The organism is Cupriavidus taiwanensis (genome assembly GCF_900250075.1).
Lineage (GTDB): Bacteria > Pseudomonadota > Gammaproteobacteria > Burkholderiales > Burkholderiaceae > Cupriavidus > Cupriavidus taiwanensis_C.
Window position 1 is genome coordinate 627,388 of record NZ_LT977071.1, and the last position, 17,945, is coordinate 645,332.

20 protein-coding genes are annotated in these 17,945 nt (G+C 70.3%); 10 read left to right on the forward strand and 10 right to left on the reverse strand.

Annotated elements, in window-relative coordinates:
* The first annotated feature begins 29 nt into the window (after window positions 1-29).
* Both CBM2588_RS19310 and CBM2588_RS19315 read left to right on the forward strand, forming a co-directional pair.
* The gene (locus CBM2588_RS19310; RefSeq protein ID WP_115682026.1) at window positions 30-989 is read left to right on the forward strand and encodes a Bug family tripartite tricarboxylate transporter substrate binding protein; all 960 of its coding nucleotides are present in this window, start codon (window positions 30-32) and stop codon (window positions 987-989) included.
* Window positions 990-1,004: 15 nt separating this feature from the next.
* Window positions 1,005-1,781 carry an enoyl-CoA hydratase gene (locus CBM2588_RS19315; protein ID WP_115682027.1) on the forward strand — a complete coding sequence of 259 codons (777 nt, stop codon included), beginning with the start codon at window positions 1,005-1,007 and terminating at the stop codon, window positions 1,779-1,781.
* Window positions 1,782-1,804: 23 nt separating this feature from the next.
* On the opposite strand, the gene CBM2588_RS19320 is transcribed toward CBM2588_RS19315, so the two are convergent.
* Complete coding sequence (locus CBM2588_RS19320) at window positions 1,805-2,752, reverse strand: LysR family transcriptional regulator (RefSeq protein ID WP_115682028.1); 948 nt, start codon at window positions 2,750-2,752, stop codon at window positions 1,805-1,807.
* A 247-nt stretch (window positions 2,753-2,999) separates the two neighbouring features.
* Between CBM2588_RS19320 and CBM2588_RS19325 the strand changes: the two genes are divergently transcribed.
* From CBM2588_RS19325 to CBM2588_RS19335, 3 genes are all read left to right on the forward strand, one after another.
* The gene (locus CBM2588_RS19325; protein ID WP_111520773.1) at window positions 3,000-3,425 is read left to right on the forward strand and encodes a VOC family protein; all 426 of its coding nucleotides are present in this window, start codon (window positions 3,000-3,002) and stop codon (window positions 3,423-3,425) included.
* A 93-nt stretch (window positions 3,426-3,518) separates the two neighbouring features.
* Entirely contained in the window at window positions 3,519-3,722 is a 204-nt protein-coding gene (locus tag CBM2588_RS19330; RefSeq protein WP_115682029.1) for a SlyX family protein, read from the forward strand.
* 102 nt (window positions 3,723-3,824) lie between these two features.
* Window positions 3,825-4,379 (forward strand): DUF1439 domain-containing protein, encoded by a 555-nt coding sequence (locus CBM2588_RS19335; RefSeq protein ID WP_115683658.1) that lies wholly within the window; start codon window positions 3,825-3,827, stop codon window positions 4,377-4,379.
* 45 nt (window positions 4,380-4,424) lie between these two features.
* On the opposite strand, the gene CBM2588_RS19340 is transcribed toward CBM2588_RS19335, so the two are convergent.
* From CBM2588_RS19340 to CBM2588_RS19350, 3 genes are all read right to left on the reverse strand, one after another.
* Window positions 4,425-5,333: a DMT family transporter gene (locus tag CBM2588_RS19340; protein WP_115682030.1), complete on the reverse strand. Its 909-nt coding sequence runs from the start codon at window positions 5,331-5,333 to the stop codon at window positions 4,425-4,427.
* 382 nt (window positions 5,334-5,715) lie between these two features.
* Window positions 5,716-6,588, reverse strand: coding sequence for an NAD-dependent protein deacetylase (locus CBM2588_RS19345; protein ID WP_115682031.1), 873 nt, complete (start codon window positions 6,586-6,588; stop codon window positions 5,716-5,718).
* A gap of 23 nt (window positions 6,589-6,611) precedes the next feature.
* Window positions 6,612-6,815 (reverse strand): oxidoreductase-like domain-containing protein, encoded by a 204-nt coding sequence (locus tag CBM2588_RS19350; protein WP_115682032.1) that lies wholly within the window; start codon window positions 6,813-6,815, stop codon window positions 6,612-6,614.
* A 256-nt stretch (window positions 6,816-7,071) separates the two neighbouring features.
* Here CBM2588_RS19350 and CBM2588_RS19355 point away from each other — a divergent pair, with 256 nt between their 5' ends.
* From CBM2588_RS19355 to CBM2588_RS19370, 4 genes are all read left to right on the forward strand, one after another.
* Complete coding sequence (locus CBM2588_RS19355; protein WP_115682033.1) at window positions 7,072-9,369, forward strand: patatin-like phospholipase family protein; 2,298 nt, start codon at window positions 7,072-7,074, stop codon at window positions 9,367-9,369.
* A gap of 239 nt (window positions 9,370-9,608) precedes the next feature.
* Window positions 9,609-10,043, forward strand: coding sequence for a YeeE/YedE family protein (locus CBM2588_RS19360; RefSeq protein ID WP_115682034.1), 435 nt, complete (start codon window positions 9,609-9,611; stop codon window positions 10,041-10,043).
* A gap of 3 nt (window positions 10,044-10,046) precedes the next feature.
* The gene (locus CBM2588_RS19365) at window positions 10,047-10,472 is read left to right on the forward strand and encodes a DUF6691 family protein (protein ID WP_115682035.1); all 426 of its coding nucleotides are present in this window, start codon (window positions 10,047-10,049) and stop codon (window positions 10,470-10,472) included.
* Between the two features lie 94 nt (window positions 10,473-10,566).
* Window positions 10,567-11,415: an IclR family transcriptional regulator domain-containing protein gene (locus tag CBM2588_RS19370; RefSeq protein ID WP_115682036.1), complete on the forward strand. Its 849-nt coding sequence runs from the start codon at window positions 10,567-10,569 to the stop codon at window positions 11,413-11,415.
* 25 nt (window positions 11,416-11,440) lie between these two features.
* Here CBM2588_RS19370 and CBM2588_RS19375 read toward each other — a convergent pair whose 3' ends face one another.
* From CBM2588_RS19375 to CBM2588_RS19385, 3 genes are all read right to left on the reverse strand, one after another.
* A complete protein-coding gene (locus CBM2588_RS19375; RefSeq protein ID WP_115682037.1) occupies window positions 11,441-12,616 on the reverse strand; it encodes an NAD(P)/FAD-dependent oxidoreductase in 1,176 nt (391 codons plus the stop codon).
* Window positions 12,617-12,711: 95 nt separating this feature from the next.
* Window positions 12,712-13,464, reverse strand: a complete 753-nt coding sequence (locus CBM2588_RS19380; RefSeq protein ID WP_231942208.1) for a flagellar brake protein — start codon at window positions 13,462-13,464, stop codon at window positions 12,712-12,714.
* 207 nt (window positions 13,465-13,671) lie between these two features.
* Window positions 13,672-14,553 carry a LysR substrate-binding domain-containing protein gene (locus CBM2588_RS19385; protein ID WP_115682039.1) on the reverse strand — a complete coding sequence of 294 codons (882 nt, stop codon included), beginning with the start codon at window positions 14,551-14,553 and terminating at the stop codon, window positions 13,672-13,674.
* A 133-nt stretch (window positions 14,554-14,686) separates the two neighbouring features.
* Between CBM2588_RS19385 and CBM2588_RS19390 the strand changes: the two genes are divergently transcribed.
* Complete coding sequence (locus tag CBM2588_RS19390) at window positions 14,687-15,310, forward strand: LysE family translocator (RefSeq protein WP_115682040.1); 624 nt, start codon at window positions 14,687-14,689, stop codon at window positions 15,308-15,310.
* Here the strand turns inward: CBM2588_RS19390 and thpR are convergent.
* Genes thpR through CBM2588_RS19405 form a run of 3 tightly spaced genes read right to left on the reverse strand, consistent with a single transcriptional unit; the run spans window position 15,294 to window position 17,873 of the window.
* Entirely contained in the window at window positions 15,294-15,875 is a 582-nt protein-coding gene (gene thpR / locus CBM2588_RS19395) for an RNA 2',3'-cyclic phosphodiesterase (RefSeq protein WP_115682041.1), read from the reverse strand. The genes CBM2588_RS19390 and thpR overlap by 17 nt on opposite strands.
* A 16-nt stretch (window positions 15,876-15,891) precedes the next feature.
* Complete coding sequence (locus tag CBM2588_RS19400) at window positions 15,892-16,392, reverse strand: methylated-DNA--[protein]-cysteine S-methyltransferase (RefSeq protein ID WP_115682042.1); 501 nt, start codon at window positions 16,390-16,392, stop codon at window positions 15,892-15,894.
* On the reverse strand, window positions 16,389-17,873 hold the full coding sequence (locus CBM2588_RS19405) for an AlkA N-terminal domain-containing protein (protein ID WP_115682043.1): 1,485 nt from the start codon (window positions 17,871-17,873) through the stop codon (window positions 16,389-16,391). Before CBM2588_RS19405 ends, CBM2588_RS19400 begins: the two co-directional genes overlap by 4 nt.
* Window positions 17,874-17,945 lie beyond the last annotated feature (72 nt).

The window sequence follows — 17,945 nt, forward strand, 5'->3', positions numbered from 1 at the left end:
ATCTATAACCCCGACCCGGAGACATCCCGATGAAGCCAACCCTTTTCGCCATGGCCCTGCTCGGCATTGCCAGCAGCGCGCACGCCGCCTATCCCGAGCGGCCGATCAAGCTGATCGTGCCCTACGCGGCCGGCGGCACCACCGACATCATTGCCCGCATCGTCGGCACCCGCCTGGGCCCGGTGCTGGGCCAGCCAGTGGTGATCGAAAACCGCCCCGGCGCCGGCGGCGCGGTCGGCAGCGCCTACGCGGCCAAGCAGCCGGCAGACGGCTACACGCTGGTGATGGAGGTGGAAAGCTCGCACGCGGTCAACCCCAACGTCTACCTGAAGACCGCCTACGACCCGGTCAAGGACTTCGCGCCGATCAGCAACCTGGCCGACGTGCCCAACGTGCTGGTGGTCAATCCCGCCTTCCCGGCGACGGACCTGGCATCCTTCATCAAGCAGCTCAAGGCCAATCCCGGCAAATATTCGTTCGGCTCGTCCGGCAACGGCGGCCTCAGCCACATGAACGGCGAGCTGTTCATGAATACCACCGGCACGCGCATGCTGCACGTGCCGTACAAGGGGCTGGGCCCGGCGCTCAACGATGCTGTGGCCGGGCAGATCCAGGTGGTGTTCGACAATATCCCGTCGTCGTCCGGACTGATCCAGGGCGGGCGCCTCAAGCCGCTGGCGGTGGCCGCGAAGCAGCGCCTGAAGGTGCTGCCCAACGTGCCCACCTATGCCGAGGCCGGCCTGGCGGCGATGAACAACCCGTCGTGGTTCGGCCTGGGCGCGCCGGCCGGCACGCCCGCCGCCATCCTCGACCAGCTCAACGACGCGGTGCGCAAGGTGCTGGCCGAGCCCGAGGTGGTCGCCGCCATCGAGAAACAGGGCGCGATCCCGGCACCGACCTCGCGCAAGGCCTTTGGCGACCTGATCCGTGGGCAGAACGCGCACTGGCAGCAGGTGGTCGAGGCCATCCACTTCACCAAGCTCCAGTAAGCCCAGAGGACCGACATGAGCACACTTCAGCAGGAATCGCACGCCGGCGTCGAGATCGACGCGCGCGGCATTGCCACCGTCACCATCCGCGAGGCCGGCTCGCTCAATATCCTGAGCACGCCGGTGATCGCCTCGCTTACGCGCGCGATCGAAGCGCTGGCCGCCCATGACGCGCTGCGCGTGCTGGTGCTGCGCGGCACCGGCGACAAGGGTTTCATCGGCGGCGCCGACATCAAGGAGATGGCCGCGCTCGACCGCGCCAGCGCCGAGGCCTTTATCAGCGGCCTGCGCCGGTTGTGCGATGCCGTGCGCCACCTGCCGGTGCCGGTGATCGCGCGCATGCCGGGCTGGTGCCTGGGCGGGGGGCTGGAACTGGCACTGGCGTGCGACCTGCGCATCGCCGCCGACACCGCGCAGCTGGGCATGCCCGAGGTAAAGGTCGGCATCCCGTCGGTGATCCATGCCGCGCTGATGCCGCGCCTGATCGGCAATGCGCGCACCGCGTGGATGCTGCTGACGGGCGAGATCTCCAACGCGGCCGAGGCGCTGCAGTGGGGGCTGGTCAGCCGCGTGGTGCCGCTGGCGGAACTGGATCAGGAAGTCGAGCGCGTGGCCGCGCTGCTGGCGGGCTTTGGCCCGGTCGCGGTGCGCCAGCAGAAGCGCCTGCTGCGAGAGTGGGAAGACGCGCCGCTGGAGGTCTCGATCGGCAACAGCGTGACCGAGTTCGGCAGCGCCTTCGACACCGGCGAGCCGCAGCAGCACATGGCCACCTTCCTGAACCGCAAGCGCTGACGGGCTAAGCGTGGGACAGGCAGTTACGGCGCCGTGGCCGCCACGGCGCCGCCTTCGCGCGTGGCTGCCACGCGCGGATCGTTGAGCAGGAACTGCGCAAAGGCCTCGGCAAACGCCGGCAGCTTGCCGTCGGCGCGCACGATCAGGTTCAGCTCGCGCAAGGCCCACGGCTCGGCCAGCCGCACCCCGGCCACGCGCGCCTCGCGCAGCGCCTGCGCCGCGACACTGCGCGGCACCAGCGCCACGCCGACGCCGGCCTCGGCCAGCGACAGCACCGCATCGAAGCTGTGCGCATGCAGGCGTACATTGGGGCTCTTGCCGGCGCGCTGCGCCATCTCGCGCAGGAACAGGAAGTTGCTGCTGGTGCGGCTCATGCAGACAAAGTCGAACGCCAGCGCCGCGCCAAAGCGCACCTCCGGCTCGCGCGCCAGCGGATGCTCGGCCGCCATCACCAGGATCAGCTCGTCGCGCGCGTAGCGCACCGAGCGCACGCCGGCAGCTTCGTCGCCGGTATGGAAATCTCCCGCCAGGATGCCGACATCGGCTTCATGCGCCGCCACCGCGGCCAGGATCGCCTGGCTTGCGCGCTCCTCCAGGTCGATGTTCACATCCGGATTGGCCAGCAGGAAGTGGCTCACGCTGGGAATGATGAAGCCGTTGAGCGAGCTGCTGTTGGCCAGCAGCCGGATATTGCCCTTCAGCCCGGCGGAGAAGCGCCCGACCTCGCCATGCATGCGCTCGACGCCCAGCAGCAGTTCGCGCACATGGACCAGCAGGGTTTCGCCGGCCGGCGTCAGCTCCATGCCGCGCGCCGTGCGCACGAACAACGGCGTGCCCATGGCGTGCTCGAGGTTCTTCAGCCGGTAGCTCGCCGCCGACGCGGTGATGTGGGTGGCCGATGCGCCGCCCGACAGGCTTTGCGCATCGGCAATGGCCTGGAACAGGCGGAGGTCGGTCAGTTCGTAACGCAAGGCAACTCCATTCGGGCCGCGGCAGTCGAAACGGTTGGCGCCGGGCGGGCGCTGTCGCCGGCCATTCTAGTGCACCTCCGCCGGCGTTCCGGCAGCCGCCCCACCGCGCCGCCAGCGCGTTTAATGTGGACGCCGTCCATGTTCTTTGCTAAGGTATTGTGGACGGCGTACACAAAGCGTGTCGCCATGTTGCCGAGATCCCGGTGGCCCCTACAGCCCCACAGGCCGCCCCTTCACAGGAGTTGTCATGCAAGTCCAGCCCTATCTGTTTTTCGAAGGCCGTTGCGACGAAGCGGTCGAGTTCTACAAGCAGACCCTCGGCGCCAAGGTCAACGCCCGCATGACCTTTGCCGACAACCCCGACGCCGGCAAGGGCGGCGAAGGCTGCCAGCCCGGCGCGGGCGCGCAGGACAAGGTCATGCACCTGGAATTCCAGGTCGGCGACAGCATCATCCTGGCCTCCGACGGGCAGTGCTCGAACCAGGTCGCGTTCCAGGGTTTCGGCCTGGCGATCACGTTTCCCGACAAGGCCGGGGTCGAAAAGGCGTTCAACGGCCTGAAGGAAGGCGGCCAGGTGCTGATGCCGCTGGACAAGACCTTCTTCGCCGAGCAGTTCGGCATGGTGGCCGACCGTTTCGGCATCATGTGGATGCTGCTGACCGCGCCCAAGTAAGCCGGGGCGCAGGTTCCCGGCCAGCGGCGCGCGCTTCGGGCCACAGCCCGGGGAGGGTTTACAATGCGCGCCGCCCGCCGGAGAAACCTAGCCATGGACGATCGCATCAACGAACTCGAAATCAAGCTCGCCTTCCAGGAAGACCTGCTCGATACCCTGAACAGCACCGTGGCGCGCCAGCAGCAGCAGATCGACCTGTTGCAGGAGCAGTTCCGCGCGCTTTACCAGCAGGTGCGCAGCGCCGCCACCACCGCGGCCGACGCCGACCCCTTGCAGGAAATTCCGCCGCACTACTGAACCGGCACGCTGCCCGATGTGACGGAACGCGAGCCCCGGCCGCGCGGTCTGACAGGCTGATCCCACTTATCGCGGCGCCCCATGGCGCGCCCGACCCGCCACATGCGCCTGACGCCTTGCCTGCTCCTTGCCGCCGCCTGCATCGCCGGCTCCGCTCCGGCCCTGGCCGGCTACAACATCTGGACCGGCGAATATTCCCTGACCCGCCAGGAACTGCAGACCGAACTCGACAAGCGCTTTCCCGCCACGCTGCGCTACGCCGAAGTCGTCAGCGTCCAGCTCAGCCACCCGCGGCTGGTGCTGGATGAAGCCAGCAACCGCATCACCACCCATGTCGACGCACGCCTGAACAATGCCCTGCTGCCCTCGCCTCCGGTCGACGGCAAGCTCGCCCTGAACAGCGGCATCCGCTATGACGCGAGCCGGCGCGCAGTGCTGCTCGACAACCCCACCGTGCAGCAGGTCGAAGTCGCCGGCATGGGGCCCTACCGCGAACAGCTCAACGCCATCGGCGCCGTGGTCGCGCAGCAGCTGCTGAAGGACTACCCGATCTACACCTTCAAGCCGGAGGAGCTGCGCGTGGGCGGCAAGGAGGTGGAACCGGGGGCGATCACGGTGGGCAAGGACGAGGTGCGGGTGGAGGTGAAGCAGCGGTAGGCGCCTTCGGGCAGCGCCCCTCCCCCTGCTCCACCTACCGCTTCATCAGCGCTTGGTGCCGCGGAACACCAACCCCAACCCCGCCAGCACCGCCCCCATCCCCGCCAGCGCGAGCGGTGCCATGCGGTTGCCCAGCAGCAGGTAATCGAGCGCCGCGGTGCCCGCCGGCACCAGGTAGAACAGGCTGGTCACGTTGACCAGGTTGCCGGCGTGGATCAGGCGGTAGAACAGCAGCGTCGCGCCGATCGAAATCCCCAGCGCCAGCCACAGCAGCGGTGCGGCGAACGCCAGCGACGCTTCGAAGGCGAAGGGCTGGAACGGCAGGCACAGCAGGCAGGCCGCCAGGCTTGCGCCGTACTGCAGCGGCAGCACTTCGGCGGGCGGGCGCGGACTGCGCTTTTGCAGGATGGCGCCGACGGTCATGCTGGCCAGCGAGGCCAGCGCGCACAGTACGCCCGCCGGTGACAGCCGGGCCACCAGCAGGCTGTCGGCGACGACCATGGCCAGCCCGGCGAATGCCAGCGCCAGGCCGCCGAGGCGCGCCGCGCTGGCGCCGCGCTCGGTCAGCAGCAGTGTCAGCATCGGCTGCGCGCCCAGCACCGTGGCCAGCACGCCGGGCGTCATGCCGTGGTCCAGCGCCAGAAAGTAAAAGACCGCGTAGCCGCCGATCAGCAGCAGGCCCGCGCCGGCCGTGTGCAGCCGCTCGCCGCGCGGCGGCAGCAGGCGCTTGCGCGCCAGGCCTATCGCGCACAGCACGGCGCAGACCAGCGCGAAGCGCAAGGTCAGCAGGGCGAACGGGGTGGCATGGTCGAGCGCCAGCCGGGCGGCGATGGCGCCGCTGCTCCATAGCAGCACGAACAGCGGCGTGGCCCAGAGGGCGGAGGAAGTGGTACGCGTGGTAAGCGTGTTGCGCGCGGCGTCGAAGCGCGCCGCGCAATCTTCTTGGTTGGTCATGGCTTGTCATCTGTCGTCAGCTTGGCAGGCTCCGGCAACGCGCTGCGACATGCGGCCACGGCACGGCGACAGCGCGCACGGGCGTGCGGCGGCCGTGCGCACGGGCGCACGAAGGCGGGATTACCGGAGACGAGAAAGGCTGGGGCGCGTGCCCGTCAGCCGCGCGGCGGCGGCGGGTGCGCACCGCCGGAGAACGGCGGCGGCGGCGCGACAGATGTGAACGCAGGCTGGCGACGCGGGCACGGCAACGCGCGGCCCGGAGGCGCGGCGATGACGGGGCGTTGGCGGTCTGCGGTCATGGTGGGAAGCGGAAGCCTTGAAGAAAGATCGACCGGCGTCGATCAAAGTGGTGTGGCGATGCTATGCCTGCACGGCGCTCGCGTCAACGGGATCCTGCAGTGTCCTGCTCCAGCCGCGACACCAGCGCCTGCAGCGCCGGCGCGCAACCGGCCTCGACCTTCAGCGCCAGCATGGCGTCGGCACGCGTGGTGCCCAGGTTGAGCGCGGCCACCGGCTTGCCCATCTGGCCGGCCCAGACGCAGAAGCGGTAGCCCGAATAAACCATCAGCGACGATCCCACCACCAGCATCGCATCCGCAGCGGCCAGCGCCGCGCGCGCGGCGTCGACACGCGTGCGCGGCACGGATTCGCCGAAGAACACCACGTCGGGCTTGAGGATGCCGCCGCAATGGCTGCAATCGGGCACCTGGAACTGCGCGAACAGCGGCGATTCGAAATGCACGTCGCCGTCGGCGGCGGGCGGCGCGATCACGTCGCGCAACGCGGCGTTGCGGGACACCAGCCAGTCCTGCAGGCCGGCGCGGTCGTGGCTGGCGCCGCAATCCAGGCAGATGGCGCTGGCCAGGCTGCCGTGCAGTTCGATCACGCCCTGGCTGCCGGCGCGCTGGTGCAGGCCGTCGACATTCTGCGTGACCAGCGCCGTCATCCGGCCCTGCGCGCCGAGCCGCGCCAGCGCGTGGTGGGCATCGTTGGGCCGTGCCTGCCCCGCCAGCGGCCAGCCGAGCATGCTGCGCGCCCAGTAGCGCTGACGGCCTGCGTGCGAGCCGAGAAAGGCCTGCAGCGTGATCGGCGGGGAGCGTTGCCACTGGCCACGCGCGTCGCGGTAGCCGGGAATGCCGGAATCGGTGCTGATGCCGGCGCCGGTCAGCACGAACAGGCGCGGGTGGCGCTGCACGAAATCGAACAGCGCCGCCCCGGCTGCCGGGGAGGGCTGCGATGGCTGCGATGGCGGCATGGCCGGGACGCTCAGGTGTGTGCTCAAGCGGCCGGATCCTCGGCATGGCGCGCTTCCCATGCCCGCAGCGCCTCGCGGTAGCGGTCCAGCTCCTGGTAGTAGTAATCGAAGATGCAGGGATCGCAGCCGGAGCCGCAGCACTCGCCATCGGCGGGCCGCTCCGGCGGCTCCGGGCGGGGGTCGTCAGGGGTAAGCGTGGAACCAGTTACAGGGACTACAGAGGACACTTGAGACACTTGCGGATCGCGCGCGCGGCGCCATGGCAGACCAGCCCCCAGTATATTCCGGCGCGCTCGCCGGCGTCCGGCGGCCCCATCGCCCCACCTGGCAGCACCGGGAGCCGATCTGAATGCTTCCGAGCCGCGTGTTGAATTGTTTTTGCGCGCGGCGCGGCGCGGGGCCCGCACAACACGTTTTGCCGGAAGATAGCCGGACTTCCCCCACGGCAACCGGCCTGGTGGCGGTTGCGACCCTGATCGAGCCATGAAGGCAGCTCCACACCATTGCTTGCGCCGCGCCGGCATGATGCGCCTGCTTGCCGCCATCGCGCTGGGCGCCGGTACCGCGATGGCCGCGGAGCCCCCCGCGCCCGGCCACGACGCCGGCACTGCCGCGGGCCTTGCCGCCCCTGCTGGCGCGCCGCCCGCCGCGGCCGGCCGCCCCCGCATCTGCCTGGTGCTGTCGGGCGGCGGCGCGCGCGGCGCCGCGCATATCGGCGTGCTCAAGGTGCTGGAGGCGATGCGTATTCCGGTCGACTGCATCGCCGGCACCAGCATGGGCTCGCTGGTCGGCGGCGCCTACGCTACCGGCATGGGGCCTGCTGAAATGGAACAGCTGGTCAGCGGCCTGAGCACCAACAAGCTGTTCAAGGAACGGCCGCCGCGCCAGGACCTGTCCGTGCGGCGCAAGCAGGACGACTTCACCAACCTGTTCACGCCGGAGATCGGCTTGCAGGCAAGTGGCGTGCTGCTGCCGAAGGGCGCGGTCTCCGGCGTGCAGCTGGAGACGGTGCTGCGCCAACTGGCCAGGACCCCGGGCTACCGCGATTTCGACCGCTTGCCGATCCCCTACCGGGCGGTGGCGACGGATCTGGTGGCGGGCACGGCGGTGGTGTTCAGCGAGGGCGAGCTGGCCAACGTGATGCGCGCCAGCATGTCGGTGCCGGGGGCGGTGGCCCCGGCGGAATACGAGGGCCGGCTGCTGGTCGACGGCGGGCTGACCGACAACCTGCCGGTGGGCGTGGCGCGCAGCATGGGCGCCGATATCGTCATCGCCGTGAACCTGGGCACGCCACTGCTGAAGCGCGAGGCGCTGACCTCGGTGATCGGCGTGACCGGCCAGATGCTCAACATCCTGACCGAGCAGAACGTGCGCGCCTCGCTGGCCTCGCTGCGGCCCACCGACGTGCTGATCGAGCCCGCGCTGGGCGACTTTTCCGCGACCGACTTCGACCACCTGTCGACCACCATCCCGATCGGCGAGGCCGCCGCGCGCAAGGTCGCCGACCGCCTCGCGCCGCTTGCGCTGCCGCCGGCGCAGTATGCCGAGCTGCGCGCGGCCCAGCAGGCGGTGCAGCCGCCTGACACCCGCCCCGTCGACGAAATCCGGCTGGCGCCGTTGCATCGCGTCAATCCCGACTATGCCAGGGCGGTGATGCAGACCCGCCCGGGCGAGCCGATCGACCAGGCCGCGCTGGACCAGGACATGCGCCGCCTGTTCGGCACCGGCGACTTCGAGCACGTCAACTACGGCATCCTGGAAGAACCGGGCCGGCGCGTGCTGACGGTCAATGCCGTGGAAAAATCGTGGGGCCCCGACTACCTGCGCTTCGGGCTGGGACTGAGTTCGGACTTCCGCGGCGATGCGTACTTCAACCTGGTCGGCAGCTACCGGCGCACCTGGCTCAATGCGCTGGGGGCGGAATGGCGCACCGACGCACAGGCGGGCCAGACCTCGGCGCTGAGCAGCGAGTTCTACCAGCCGCTGGATACGCGCCAGTTCTTCTTCATCGCCCCGCGCATCGAGCTGGAACGGCGCCCGGTCAATGTGTTCCAGGGCAGCACGCGCATCGCCACCTACGACGTGCGCCGCTTCGACCTGGCGCTCGACGTCGGCAGCCAGTTCACCAAGTACGGCGAGCTGCGCGTCGGGGTGCAGGCCGGCTCGGAGCACGCCACGCTCAGCACCGGCCCGGCGTCGCTGGCGCCAGGTCCGGGCAGCATCCGGCGCGGGGCCATCACCGGGCGGCTGTTTTTCGACCAGCTCGACAGCGTGGATTTCCCCCGCTTCGGCTATGCGGGCGGGGTGCGGATCTACGCCTCGCAACCGGGGCTCGGAGCCGACCAGACCTATATCAAGGCGCAGGCCGACGGCATCTATGCTCATTCGTTCGGCGACCATACGCTGTCGTTCGGCTTCAAGGTCGGCGGCAACCCCGGCGGCAAGCCGCTGCCGAACTACGACCAGTTCCAGTGGGGCGGCTTCCTGCAGCAGTCCGGCTACGCGACCGGGCAGCTGATGGGCGCCAACATGCAGTTTGCGCGGCTGGTGTACTACAACAAGCTGGCGCGGCAGACCCTGCTGCAGGGCGTCTACGCCGGCTTCTCGCTGGAGGCTGGCCGCGTGGGGGACCCGCTGGTGCCGGGCAGCCCGACCGGGCTGCTCAAGTCCGGCTCGCTGTTCCTGGCACTCGACAGCCCGCTCGGGCCGCTGTACCTGGCCTATGGCCGCGCGGCGGCCGGCGTGTTCAGCTTCTACCTGTATCTGGGCAAACCGTTCTGACGCGGCGCGGCAATGTGCGCCTGCCGTACCCCTCCAAAGTTGTATGTAATGTCTTAATTCAAATGTCTATACTTTTCCCTGTCACCAAGACCCCCTCTTGAATGACAACCTTCCCCGGTCGCCGCTTCCCCAGCGGCGACTTTTTTATGGGCGCCTGGCCGACCATGGCGCGCCTATAATCCCTGCCTTGGGCTGCACTTTGCGGCCGTTCTCCGCGCCAGCTTCCGCGCGCACCCTTGATGCAGATCGACTTCCAGCATTTCACGCCGTGGCTTTCGCTCGCCGGCGGGCTTGTCATCGGCCTTGCGACGGCGCTGATGATGCTCGGCCTGGGCCGCATCGCCGGCATCAGCGGCATCGTCGGCGGCCTGCTGCGGTTGCCGCAAGGCGACACCGCATGGCGCGCCGCCTTTGTCATCGGGCTGCTGCTGTCGCCATGGCTGGCCTTCGCGTTCGATGCCATGCCCGCGGCGCGCATCGACGCGGGCTGGACCGAGGTGCTGGTGGCCGGGCTGCTGGTCGGCGTGGGCACGCGCTACGCCGGCGGCTGCACCAGCGGCCACGGCGTGTGCGGCCTGTCGCGCGGTTCGGTGCGTTCGCTGGCGGCTACCGTGACCTTCATGGCGGCCGGCTTCCTGACGGTGCTCGTGCAGCGCCACGTGCTGGGAGGCTGAACCATGGGCGCGTTGCTGGCGTTGCTGGCCGGACTGGTGTTCGGCATTGGCCTGATCCTCTCCGGCATGGCCAACCCGGCCAAGGTGCTGGGCTTTCTCGACCTCGCGGGAATGTGGGACCCGTCGCTTGCCTTCGTCATGGCCGGCGCGATCGGAGTCGGCGTGGTGGCTTTTGCGCTGGCACGCCGGCGCCAGCGCTCTTGGCTTGGGCTGGCGATGCAGTGGCCGGCGCTGGCCGCGGTCACGCCGCGCCTGCTGCTGGGCAGTGCCGCCTTCGGAACCGGCTGGGGCCTGGCCGGCTTTTGCCCGGGCCCCGCGCTGGTCGCGCTGGGTGCAGGCTACGCCAAGGCGTGGGGCTTTGTCGCGGCGATGCTCGCGGGCATGGCCCTGTTCGAGGTGGCGGAAGCGCTGACCCGGCCTCGCCGATGACGCAGCGCAGCATGCAAGCAATGCTGGCTCGCGGCGCCAGAGCGGTTTAACATTGCGCGATTATCGAACGACCGTAGACCACTCCCAGCCTCCCATGGATGTCCTCCGCCCCATCGGTCTTGGCCATGCCCAGGCCGACACCGTCCGCGTTGCCCGGCCCCAGGCCGACCTGCTCGGCAGCTTTGCCGGCGATCCCAATTTCATGCTGTCGCTGGCGCGCGGGCTGACCGTGCTGGAAGCGTTTTCCGAGCGCAAGCGCCCGCTGACGATCTCGCAGGTGGCACAGCGCACCCAGCTCTCGCGCGCGTCGGTGCGGCGCTGCCTGTACACGCTGGAGCAGCTCGGCTATGTCAGCCAGCAGGACGGGCAGTTCGCGCTGCGCCCGCGCGTGCTGCACCTGGGGCACGCGTACTTCTCGTCGACCTCGCTGGTGTCGCTGGCGCAGCCGATCCTGGACAACCTGAGCGCGCGCATCCACGAGACCTGCACGCTGGCGATCCTGGACGGCACCGACATCCTGTACCTGGTGCGCTCCGAGGTGCAGCGCGTGCTGAACTATTCGCTCGGCATGGGCAGCCGCCTGCCGGCCTACTGCACCTCGAACGGCCGGCTGCTGCTGGCGCACCAGCCCGCGACCGTGCTCGACGGCTTTTTCGAGCATGCCGAGCTGCGCCCGCGCACGCTGCAGACCAAGGTTTCGCGGCAGGAACTGGAAGCCTGCTTCGAGCGTGCCCGCGAAGTGGACTATGTGATCGTCGATGAAGAGCTGGAGCCCGGACTGCGCGCCATGGCCGTGCCGGTGCGCTCGGCCTCGGGCATCGTGCTGGCGGGGCTGAGCGTGAGCGTGCGCGCCGCGCGCGTTTCCGAAGCGGACATGATCACGCGGCTGCTGGCGCCGATGCGCGAGGCCGCCGCGGCGATTGGCCGGATGATCGGCTCCTGATCCTGCCGCTGGCCGGCGCCAGGGCTTACCAGCCCGCCTGCGCGCGCAGCCGCGCGGGACTGAGCATGGCGGCGGTCACGCCATGGTCAGCGATATGCGCCGGCAGCGGCCGGCCCTGCGCCAGCGCGGCGCAGGCCTCTCCCATCGCCGCCGAGGTCTGGATGCCATAGCCGCCTTGCGCGGCCACCCAGAAGAAACCTTCCACCTCGGGATCGAATCCGCCCACCAGGTCGCCGTCGGCAACGAACGAGCGCAGTCCGGCCCAGGTGCGCGCGGGGCGGCGGATCTTCAGCGTGGTGGCGGCCTCGATCTGGTGGATGCCCGTGGCGATGTCCAGCTCCTCGGGCTGCACGTCGTGCGGCGGCACCGGGTCGGCGTTGGCCGGCGAGCCGAGCAGCATGCCGGCATCGGGCTTGACGTACCAGGTCTCGTCGAAGCCGTAGAACATCGGCCAGCGCGAGACCTCGATGCCATCGGGCGGGGCAAAGACAAAGGCCGAACGCCGGCACGGCTGCAGCCCCACCGGCGCCACGCCCGCGCGCGCCGCCACCACGTCGCACCACGCGCCTGCCGCGTTGACCAGCACCGGAGCGCGGTAGATATCGGCGCCGGCATGGACGTGCCACACGCCGTCGCACCGCTCGATCACCCCGGCCTCGGCGCCGCAGGCGATCACCCCGCCGTGATGGCGCACGCCGCGCAGGTAGCCCTGATGCAAGGCATGCACGTCCATGTCGGCGGCATCGGGCTCCAGCACCGCGCCCAGCACCAGTTCCGGCCGCAGCACCGGCACCAGCGCGCACGCGCCGGCCTGGTCCAGCCGCTGCGCCCGTGCGCCCATGCCGGCCAGCACCTGCCAGTGCGCGTCGAGCTGGTCCTGTTCGCCCGGACGCGCCAGCATCATGGCGCCGCGCGGCGACAGCACCGGATGGTCGGCAAACCCCGTGGGCGGGGCATCGAGGAAGGCGCGGCTGGCCATGGTCAGGCCGCGCACCTGCGGCGTGCCGTAGCTTTCCAGGTAGAGCGCGGCCGAACGGCCGGTGGCGTGGTAGCCCGGCTGCGCCTCGCGCTCGAGCACGATCACACTGCCCGCGCGCGCCAGCCAGTACGCCACCGAGGCCCCGGCAATGCCGGCGCCGATGACTAGGTAGTCGGCCGAAAACTGCTTGCCGCCGGCCGGAGCCGGATCGCTGTGGACCATTGCCGTGTGCCTCCCGTGTCATGCGAACTGGCGGGCAATGTAGCGTAAACCGGCCGGCGCGCGCGCGCGGAGCGCGCCGGATCCGAGGCGGCGTCTCAGCCGCGGTGCGCCAGTTCGAGTGCGAACACCAGCCGCTGCAGGAAGTTCTCCATGCGCCCGTCCGGATTGACGAAGGCGCAGCCGAAGTGGTGGATGGCGCTGTCGTCGTGCCCCACCAGCCAGTGGCCGACCACCTGCATGTCCACCTCCAGCTTGCCCAGCTCGCGGAAGTCCAGCCGGCACTTCGCCACCGTGGTCCCAACCGGCAGATGGTCGGCGGTGACGGCCTTGGAGCGCAATCCCACGCCGGACAGCGACAGGTCGGCGATATCGAGGCCCAGCACGGTCTTGTCCGGCATCGGCATCTCGCACCGGTAGCCCTTGGTCACCAGCGTGCGTGCGCGGAAATGGCGGCGGCGCTGGAAGTGATAGAGCTTGTCCGGAAACTCGACCACGAAGGCGGGGCCGTCTTCGTAACGCGTGGCCGCCGGCTGGCCCACCACGAAGTTGACCGGCACGCCGCGCAGCAGCCCGGAGAACGCGTTCTCTTCGGAGGTCATCAGCGACATCCGTTCAGGCTCGGCATTGCACCAGTCGAACACGAAGGTGCGGTTGACCGGGTCGACATGCAGGATCGAGGTGACGAACTGGTGCGCGGTGCGGGTGCGCACGCTCAGCATGCACTTCTGCCACGCCAGGTCGCGCAGCACCGTGCCGATCTGCGAGTTGTGGGTCAGGCGATAGCGCTCGTCCGCCGGGTCGGCTTCGGCATCGTGATCGGCGGGCCCGGGGGCGTCGTGCTGGTTCATAGGTTCACGCAACATCTGGAGGGGCTGGGAGCGACGGCCATGGCACAGCCGCGGACCAGCCGGAGCCCGTCGGCGGCACCGGCCTGCCGGCCGCGCGCCGCATGTTAAGCGCCTGCACCATAGGCCGGCAAGACCGATGATCTCACTTCGGCAAATCTGTGGCAGAACTTGAGGACAGACTTCCGGGGGGTAGCGCTTGCGTGCCTTTCAGGCCTGCGGCGGCGGTGCGAGCGTGGCGTGCGCGCACTCGCGCAGCCATGCCAGCAGGGCCAGCCGGCGCGTGTCGTGCTCGAACGGCGCGGGCGACAGCAGGTGATAGGCCGAGCCGTCGGCCGCAAAGCCGAACGGCGCCGCCACCCGGCCGTCGGCGATCTCGTCGGCAGCCATCAGCTGCGAAGCCATGGCCCAGCCCAGGCCCGCCGCCGCGGCCTGCAGGCTCAGGTAGAAATGCTCGTACCAGGCGTCGCCGTCCAGACGCAGCCGGCCCGCGTCATCGGGGCACGCCGCCTGCCAGCGCTGCCAGGCCTGCGGCCGCGTGCGCGTATGCAATCGCACCGGCGCCACCGCCGCACCCTCGGCCGACTGTGGCCGGCACACGGGGCCCACGCGCTCCTGCACCACCTCGCGCGCATGCCAGCGGGCGTCGAAGGCAAAGTCATTGCGCCGCAGCGCCAGGTCGGCGCCGCTGCGCGCAAAGTCGATCGGCCCGCCCGCCGCCATCAGGTGCAGCGGAATGTCGGGATGGCGCGCGGCAAAGCGCGGCAGCCGCGGGATCAGCCAGCGCATGGCGATGGTCGGCTCGCACGACAGTACCAGCGCCCGCTCCGCGGGCTGTGTGCGGATGCGCGCGGCGGCGGCGGCCAGACCCTCCATCGACTGTGTCGCCGCCGCAAACAGCGAGCGCCCCGCCTCGGTCAGGAAAACGCCGCGATTGCGCCGCTCGAACAACGCCACGCCAAGCGTGTCCTCCAGCTGGCGGATCTGCCGGCTGACCGCGCCATGGGTCAGGTGCAGCTCCTGCGCCGCGCGGGCAAAGCTCTCATGGCGCGCCGCGGCCTCGAAGAATCGGATCCATCCCAGCCAGTGCATCGGTCAGTTTTTCTCACGGAATCGCGCGAGTATATATCGGTTGTGCGGGCGTTTTGCGGCACGCAGAATTGGGTACGCTTCGATCCCCAACAAGCGGGGATCGACCGGAACACACAACATATCCTGACGCAACATGCCCCCTCTCGCCGAATCCCTGGCGGTCGCCACGGTGACCGTGCTGGCCGTGATCAGTCCTGGCCCGGACTTCGCCATGGTCACCCGCAACAGCTACCTGTACGGCCGGCGTGCCGGCTTGCTCAGTGCATTCGGCATCGCCCTGGGGGTGCAGGTGCATGTGCTCTATACGATGTTCGGGGTATCGCTGCTGATGACGCACGCGCATGGCGTGCTGACGGTGGTGAAGGCGCTGGGTGCCGTCTACCTGGTCTGGATCGGCCTGCAGACGCTGCGCAGGCGCGACGCGCTGACGGTAGACCTGCGCGGCGGCCGCGCGCTGGCCCCGCTGGCGGCGCTGCGCATGGGCCTGCTGACCAATGCGTTGAACCCGAAGACCACGCTGTTCGTCGTCAGCACCTACACCCAGGTGGTGGACGTCCACACCCCGGTACCGGTGCAGTGGGCCTATGGCGGATTCATGTCGGTGGCGCACCTGGCGTGGTTCAGCGTGGTGGCGTGGGTGTTCACCGCGCCGGCGCTGCGCGCGGCCATGCTGCGGCGCCAGCGGCTGCTGGACCGCGCCATCGGCTCGGCCCTGTGCGGGCTGGGCGTGGCGCTGGGCTTCAGCAACCTGGCGTAGGGCCTTGCGCCGCCAGCGGCCAGGCCTGGCGCAGCAGGTGTTGCGGGCCCTGCGGACCGAGCCGGCTTTCGAACAGCACCAGCCGCGCGACGCGCCACGGCGCGCTGGCCAGGGTGCGGTGCGCATCGAGCCACGCGCGCAGCGCGCTCTCGGGCACGGTCGGCTTGCAACGGGCCAGGGTCACGTGCGGATGGAAGCGCCGCCGCTCCGGCGGGAAGCCGGCGGCCTGCGCCAGTGCCTCGCCTACCTCGGCGTGCATGGCGCGCAGCGCGTCCAGTCCGGGACCGGGCGCGAGGCCGGCCCATAGCACCGATCCCGGGCCGCTGCGAAAGCGCCCGGTGCCGTACGCCTGCAGCGTGAACGCGGGGGTGCGCAGCATCGCGAGCGCGGCAGCGAGCTTTTCGACGGCCTGTGCCGCCTCGCCCAGGCCTTCGCCGAGGAAGTGCAGGGTCAGGTGGACCTGGGCCGGTGTCGCGGCGCGCATGCCGGGCACGGCAGGAAGCGACGACAACAGCCCCACCGCCTGTGCGGGCGGCACTTCCACCGCGATGAACAGGCGCGCCATCGCTGCGTGGCCGGCTTCAGCCCGTCGCGGCAGCGATGCCCTCGCGCCGCAGCAGGGCGCGCTTGCGCTCGATGCCGCCGGCATAGCCGGTCAGCGCGCCGGCGCTGCCCAGCACGCGATGGCAGGGCACGATCACCGACAGCGGGTTGCGGCCGACCGCGCCGCCCACGGCGCGCGCATGCGTGGGCGGCAGCCCGAGCGTGCGCGCCAGTTCGCCGTACGAAGCGGTGACGCCGCACGGGATCTCCAGCAGCGCCTGCCACACCCGCTGCTGGAACGGGCTGCCGGCAAAGCGTACCGGCACGGTAAAGGTGTCGCGGCGGCCGGCAAAATACTCGGCCAGCTCGGCGGCGGCCCGGTCCAGCACCGCGGCGTCGGCCGCAGGCACGTCGCGGCTGTCGGCAATGCCGGCGGGATGGTACTTCTGTCCCGCGAAGAAGAGGCCGGTCAGGTGCCCGTCGCGCGCGCGCAGCAGCACGGTGCCCAGCGGGCTGTCGATATGACGATAGCTGGTCATGGGAGGGTCTCCGGTTGCGCCGCGGCCGGCGGCGTGTCCTTCATCGTTTCATAGCGGTGCCACAGGTGGATTGCGGCGTAGGCCCGCCACGGCGCCCATTGCGCAGTGCGTTCGTGCATCGCGCGCACGGTGCTGACGCCCAACACCTTGCGCAGCGCATAGTCGGTGCCGGGGAAGGCATCAGGCCAGCCCAGCGCGCGCATGGCGACATACTGCGCGGTCCAGTCGCCGATGCCGTCGATCCCGCGCAGCGCCGCCACCGCCTGCTCCGGCGCCGCATGCGGGTCGAGCACCAGCGTGCCGTCGGCGACGCGGCGGGAAAGCGCCTGCAGCGTGCAAGCCTTGCCTGGCGACACGCCCGCCTGGCGCAGCGCAGCCTCGGGCAACGCCGCCAGCGCGGCCGCGCTCGGGAAGGTGTAGCGCAAGCCGTCGTCAGGCGGCGCGCCGTCCAGCGCCTGCCCCGCGCACTGTGCCAGCGCGGCCAGGATGCGCCGTGCCTGCACCACCGAAATCACCTGCCCGATCACCGCGCGCACCGCGATCTCGAAGCCATCGACGCAGCCCGGCAAACGCACGCCCGGCATCGCCTCCGCCAGCTCGCCCAGGTGCCGGTCCACCACGTCGGGGCGGCAGCCCAGGTCGCACAGCCGGCGCACCTTGCCCAGCGCCTGCGGAATCACGCGCGCCAGCGACGCCGACAGGGTCACGCGCAGCACCAGCCGGCGCGGCACATGCTCGATGCGGACCCAGCCGAGGTGGGTGCTGCCACCGGCTTCGACGCGCAAGGTGCGGAGGTAGGCGCCATCGCGGATGGCTTCGATGCCGTCGACCGCGCGCGTGGCCAGGAAGCGCAGCCATGCGTCCCAGGCAAAGGGCGGCCGGTAGCCGAGCTCGAACACCAGCCGGTCGGCCACGCCCTCGGCGGCACGCCGCCGCAGCGCCAGCGGCGTCAGGCCGTAGCGGGTCTTCAGCACATCGTTGAAGCGGCGCACGCTGCCGAAGCCCGCCGCCAGCGCCACGTCCGTCACCGGCAGCGCGGTATCGGCCAGCAGCCGCTTGGCCAGCAGCAGGCGCTGGGTCTGCGCGTACTCCAGCACCGACACGCCAAACTGCGCGTCGAACAGCCGCCGCAGGTGGCGCTCGGTCACGCCGATGCGCGCCGCCAGCGCGGCCACGCTGCCGTCGGCCATGAAGCCTTCGTCGATCAGCGTGGCGGCGGCCTGCGCCAGCCGGCCGGAAATATCGGCCAGGCCATGCCCCGGCGCCAGTTCCGGGCGGCAGCGCAGGCACGGGCGAAAGCCATGCTTCTCGGCCGCGGCGGCGCTTTCATAGAACGAGCAGTTCTCGCGCTTGGGAGTGCGTACCGCGCACACGGGGCGGCAATACACGCCGGTCGACGAGACGCCCACGTAGAAGCGCCCGTCGAAGCGGCGGTCGTGCGAGGCCACGGCCTTGTAGCAGGTGTCGGGATCGAGGTTCATGACGGCATGCTACCGCCAGATGCCGGCGTGCATCCGCTGCTTTCGGACATTTCCCTCTGGCGCGCGGGGGTC

Coding starts and splice junctions, on each gene's coding strand:
- thpR (WP_115682041.1), bottom strand. CDS start 15,875: ATGGCGCGCCTGTTCATCGCGGTGGAAGTGCCGCCCGCACAGGCGGTG.
- CBM2588_RS19400 (WP_115682042.1), bottom strand. CDS start 16,392: ATGACCAGCTATCGTCATATCGACAGCCCGCTGGGCACCGTGCTGCTG.
- CBM2588_RS19340 (WP_115682030.1), bottom strand. CDS start 5,333: ATGACCAACCAAGAAGATTGCGCGGCGCGCTTCGACGCCGCGCGCAAC.
- CBM2588_RS19345 (WP_115682031.1), bottom strand. CDS start 6,588: ATGCCGCCATCGCAGCCATCGCAGCCCTCCCCGGCAGCCGGGGCGGCG.
- CBM2588_RS19315 (WP_115682027.1), top strand. CDS start 1,005: ATGAGCACACTTCAGCAGGAATCGCACGCCGGCGTCGAGATCGACGCG.
- CBM2588_RS19405 (WP_115682043.1), bottom strand. CDS start 17,873: ATGAACCTCGATCCCGACACCTGCTACAAGGCCGTGGCCTCGCACGAC.
- CBM2588_RS19375 (WP_115682037.1), bottom strand. CDS start 12,616: ATGGTCCACAGCGATCCGGCTCCGGCCGGCGGCAAGCAGTTTTCGGCC.
- CBM2588_RS19355 (WP_115682033.1), top strand. CDS start 7,072: ATGAAGGCAGCTCCACACCATTGCTTGCGCCGCGCCGGCATGATGCGC.
- CBM2588_RS19325 (WP_111520773.1), top strand. CDS start 3,000: ATGCAAGTCCAGCCCTATCTGTTTTTCGAAGGCCGTTGCGACGAAGCG.
- CBM2588_RS19360 (WP_115682034.1), top strand. CDS start 9,609: ATGCAGATCGACTTCCAGCATTTCACGCCGTGGCTTTCGCTCGCCGGC.
- CBM2588_RS19335 (WP_115683658.1), top strand. CDS start 3,825: ATGCGCCTGACGCCTTGCCTGCTCCTTGCCGCCGCCTGCATCGCCGGC.
- CBM2588_RS19380 (WP_231942208.1), bottom strand. CDS start 13,464: ATGAACCAGCACGACGCCCCCGGGCCCGCCGATCACGATGCCGAAGCC.
- CBM2588_RS19370 (WP_115682036.1), top strand. CDS start 10,567: ATGGATGTCCTCCGCCCCATCGGTCTTGGCCATGCCCAGGCCGACACC.
- CBM2588_RS19385 (WP_115682039.1), bottom strand. CDS start 14,553: ATGCACTGGCTGGGATGGATCCGATTCTTCGAGGCCGCGGCGCGCCAT.
- CBM2588_RS19365 (WP_115682035.1), top strand. CDS start 10,047: ATGGGCGCGTTGCTGGCGTTGCTGGCCGGACTGGTGTTCGGCATTGGC.
- CBM2588_RS19330 (WP_115682029.1), top strand. CDS start 3,519: ATGGACGATCGCATCAACGAACTCGAAATCAAGCTCGCCTTCCAGGAA.
- CBM2588_RS19310 (WP_115682026.1), top strand. CDS start 30: ATGAAGCCAACCCTTTTCGCCATGGCCCTGCTCGGCATTGCCAGCAGC.
- CBM2588_RS19390 (WP_115682040.1), top strand. CDS start 14,687: ATGCCCCCTCTCGCCGAATCCCTGGCGGTCGCCACGGTGACCGTGCTG.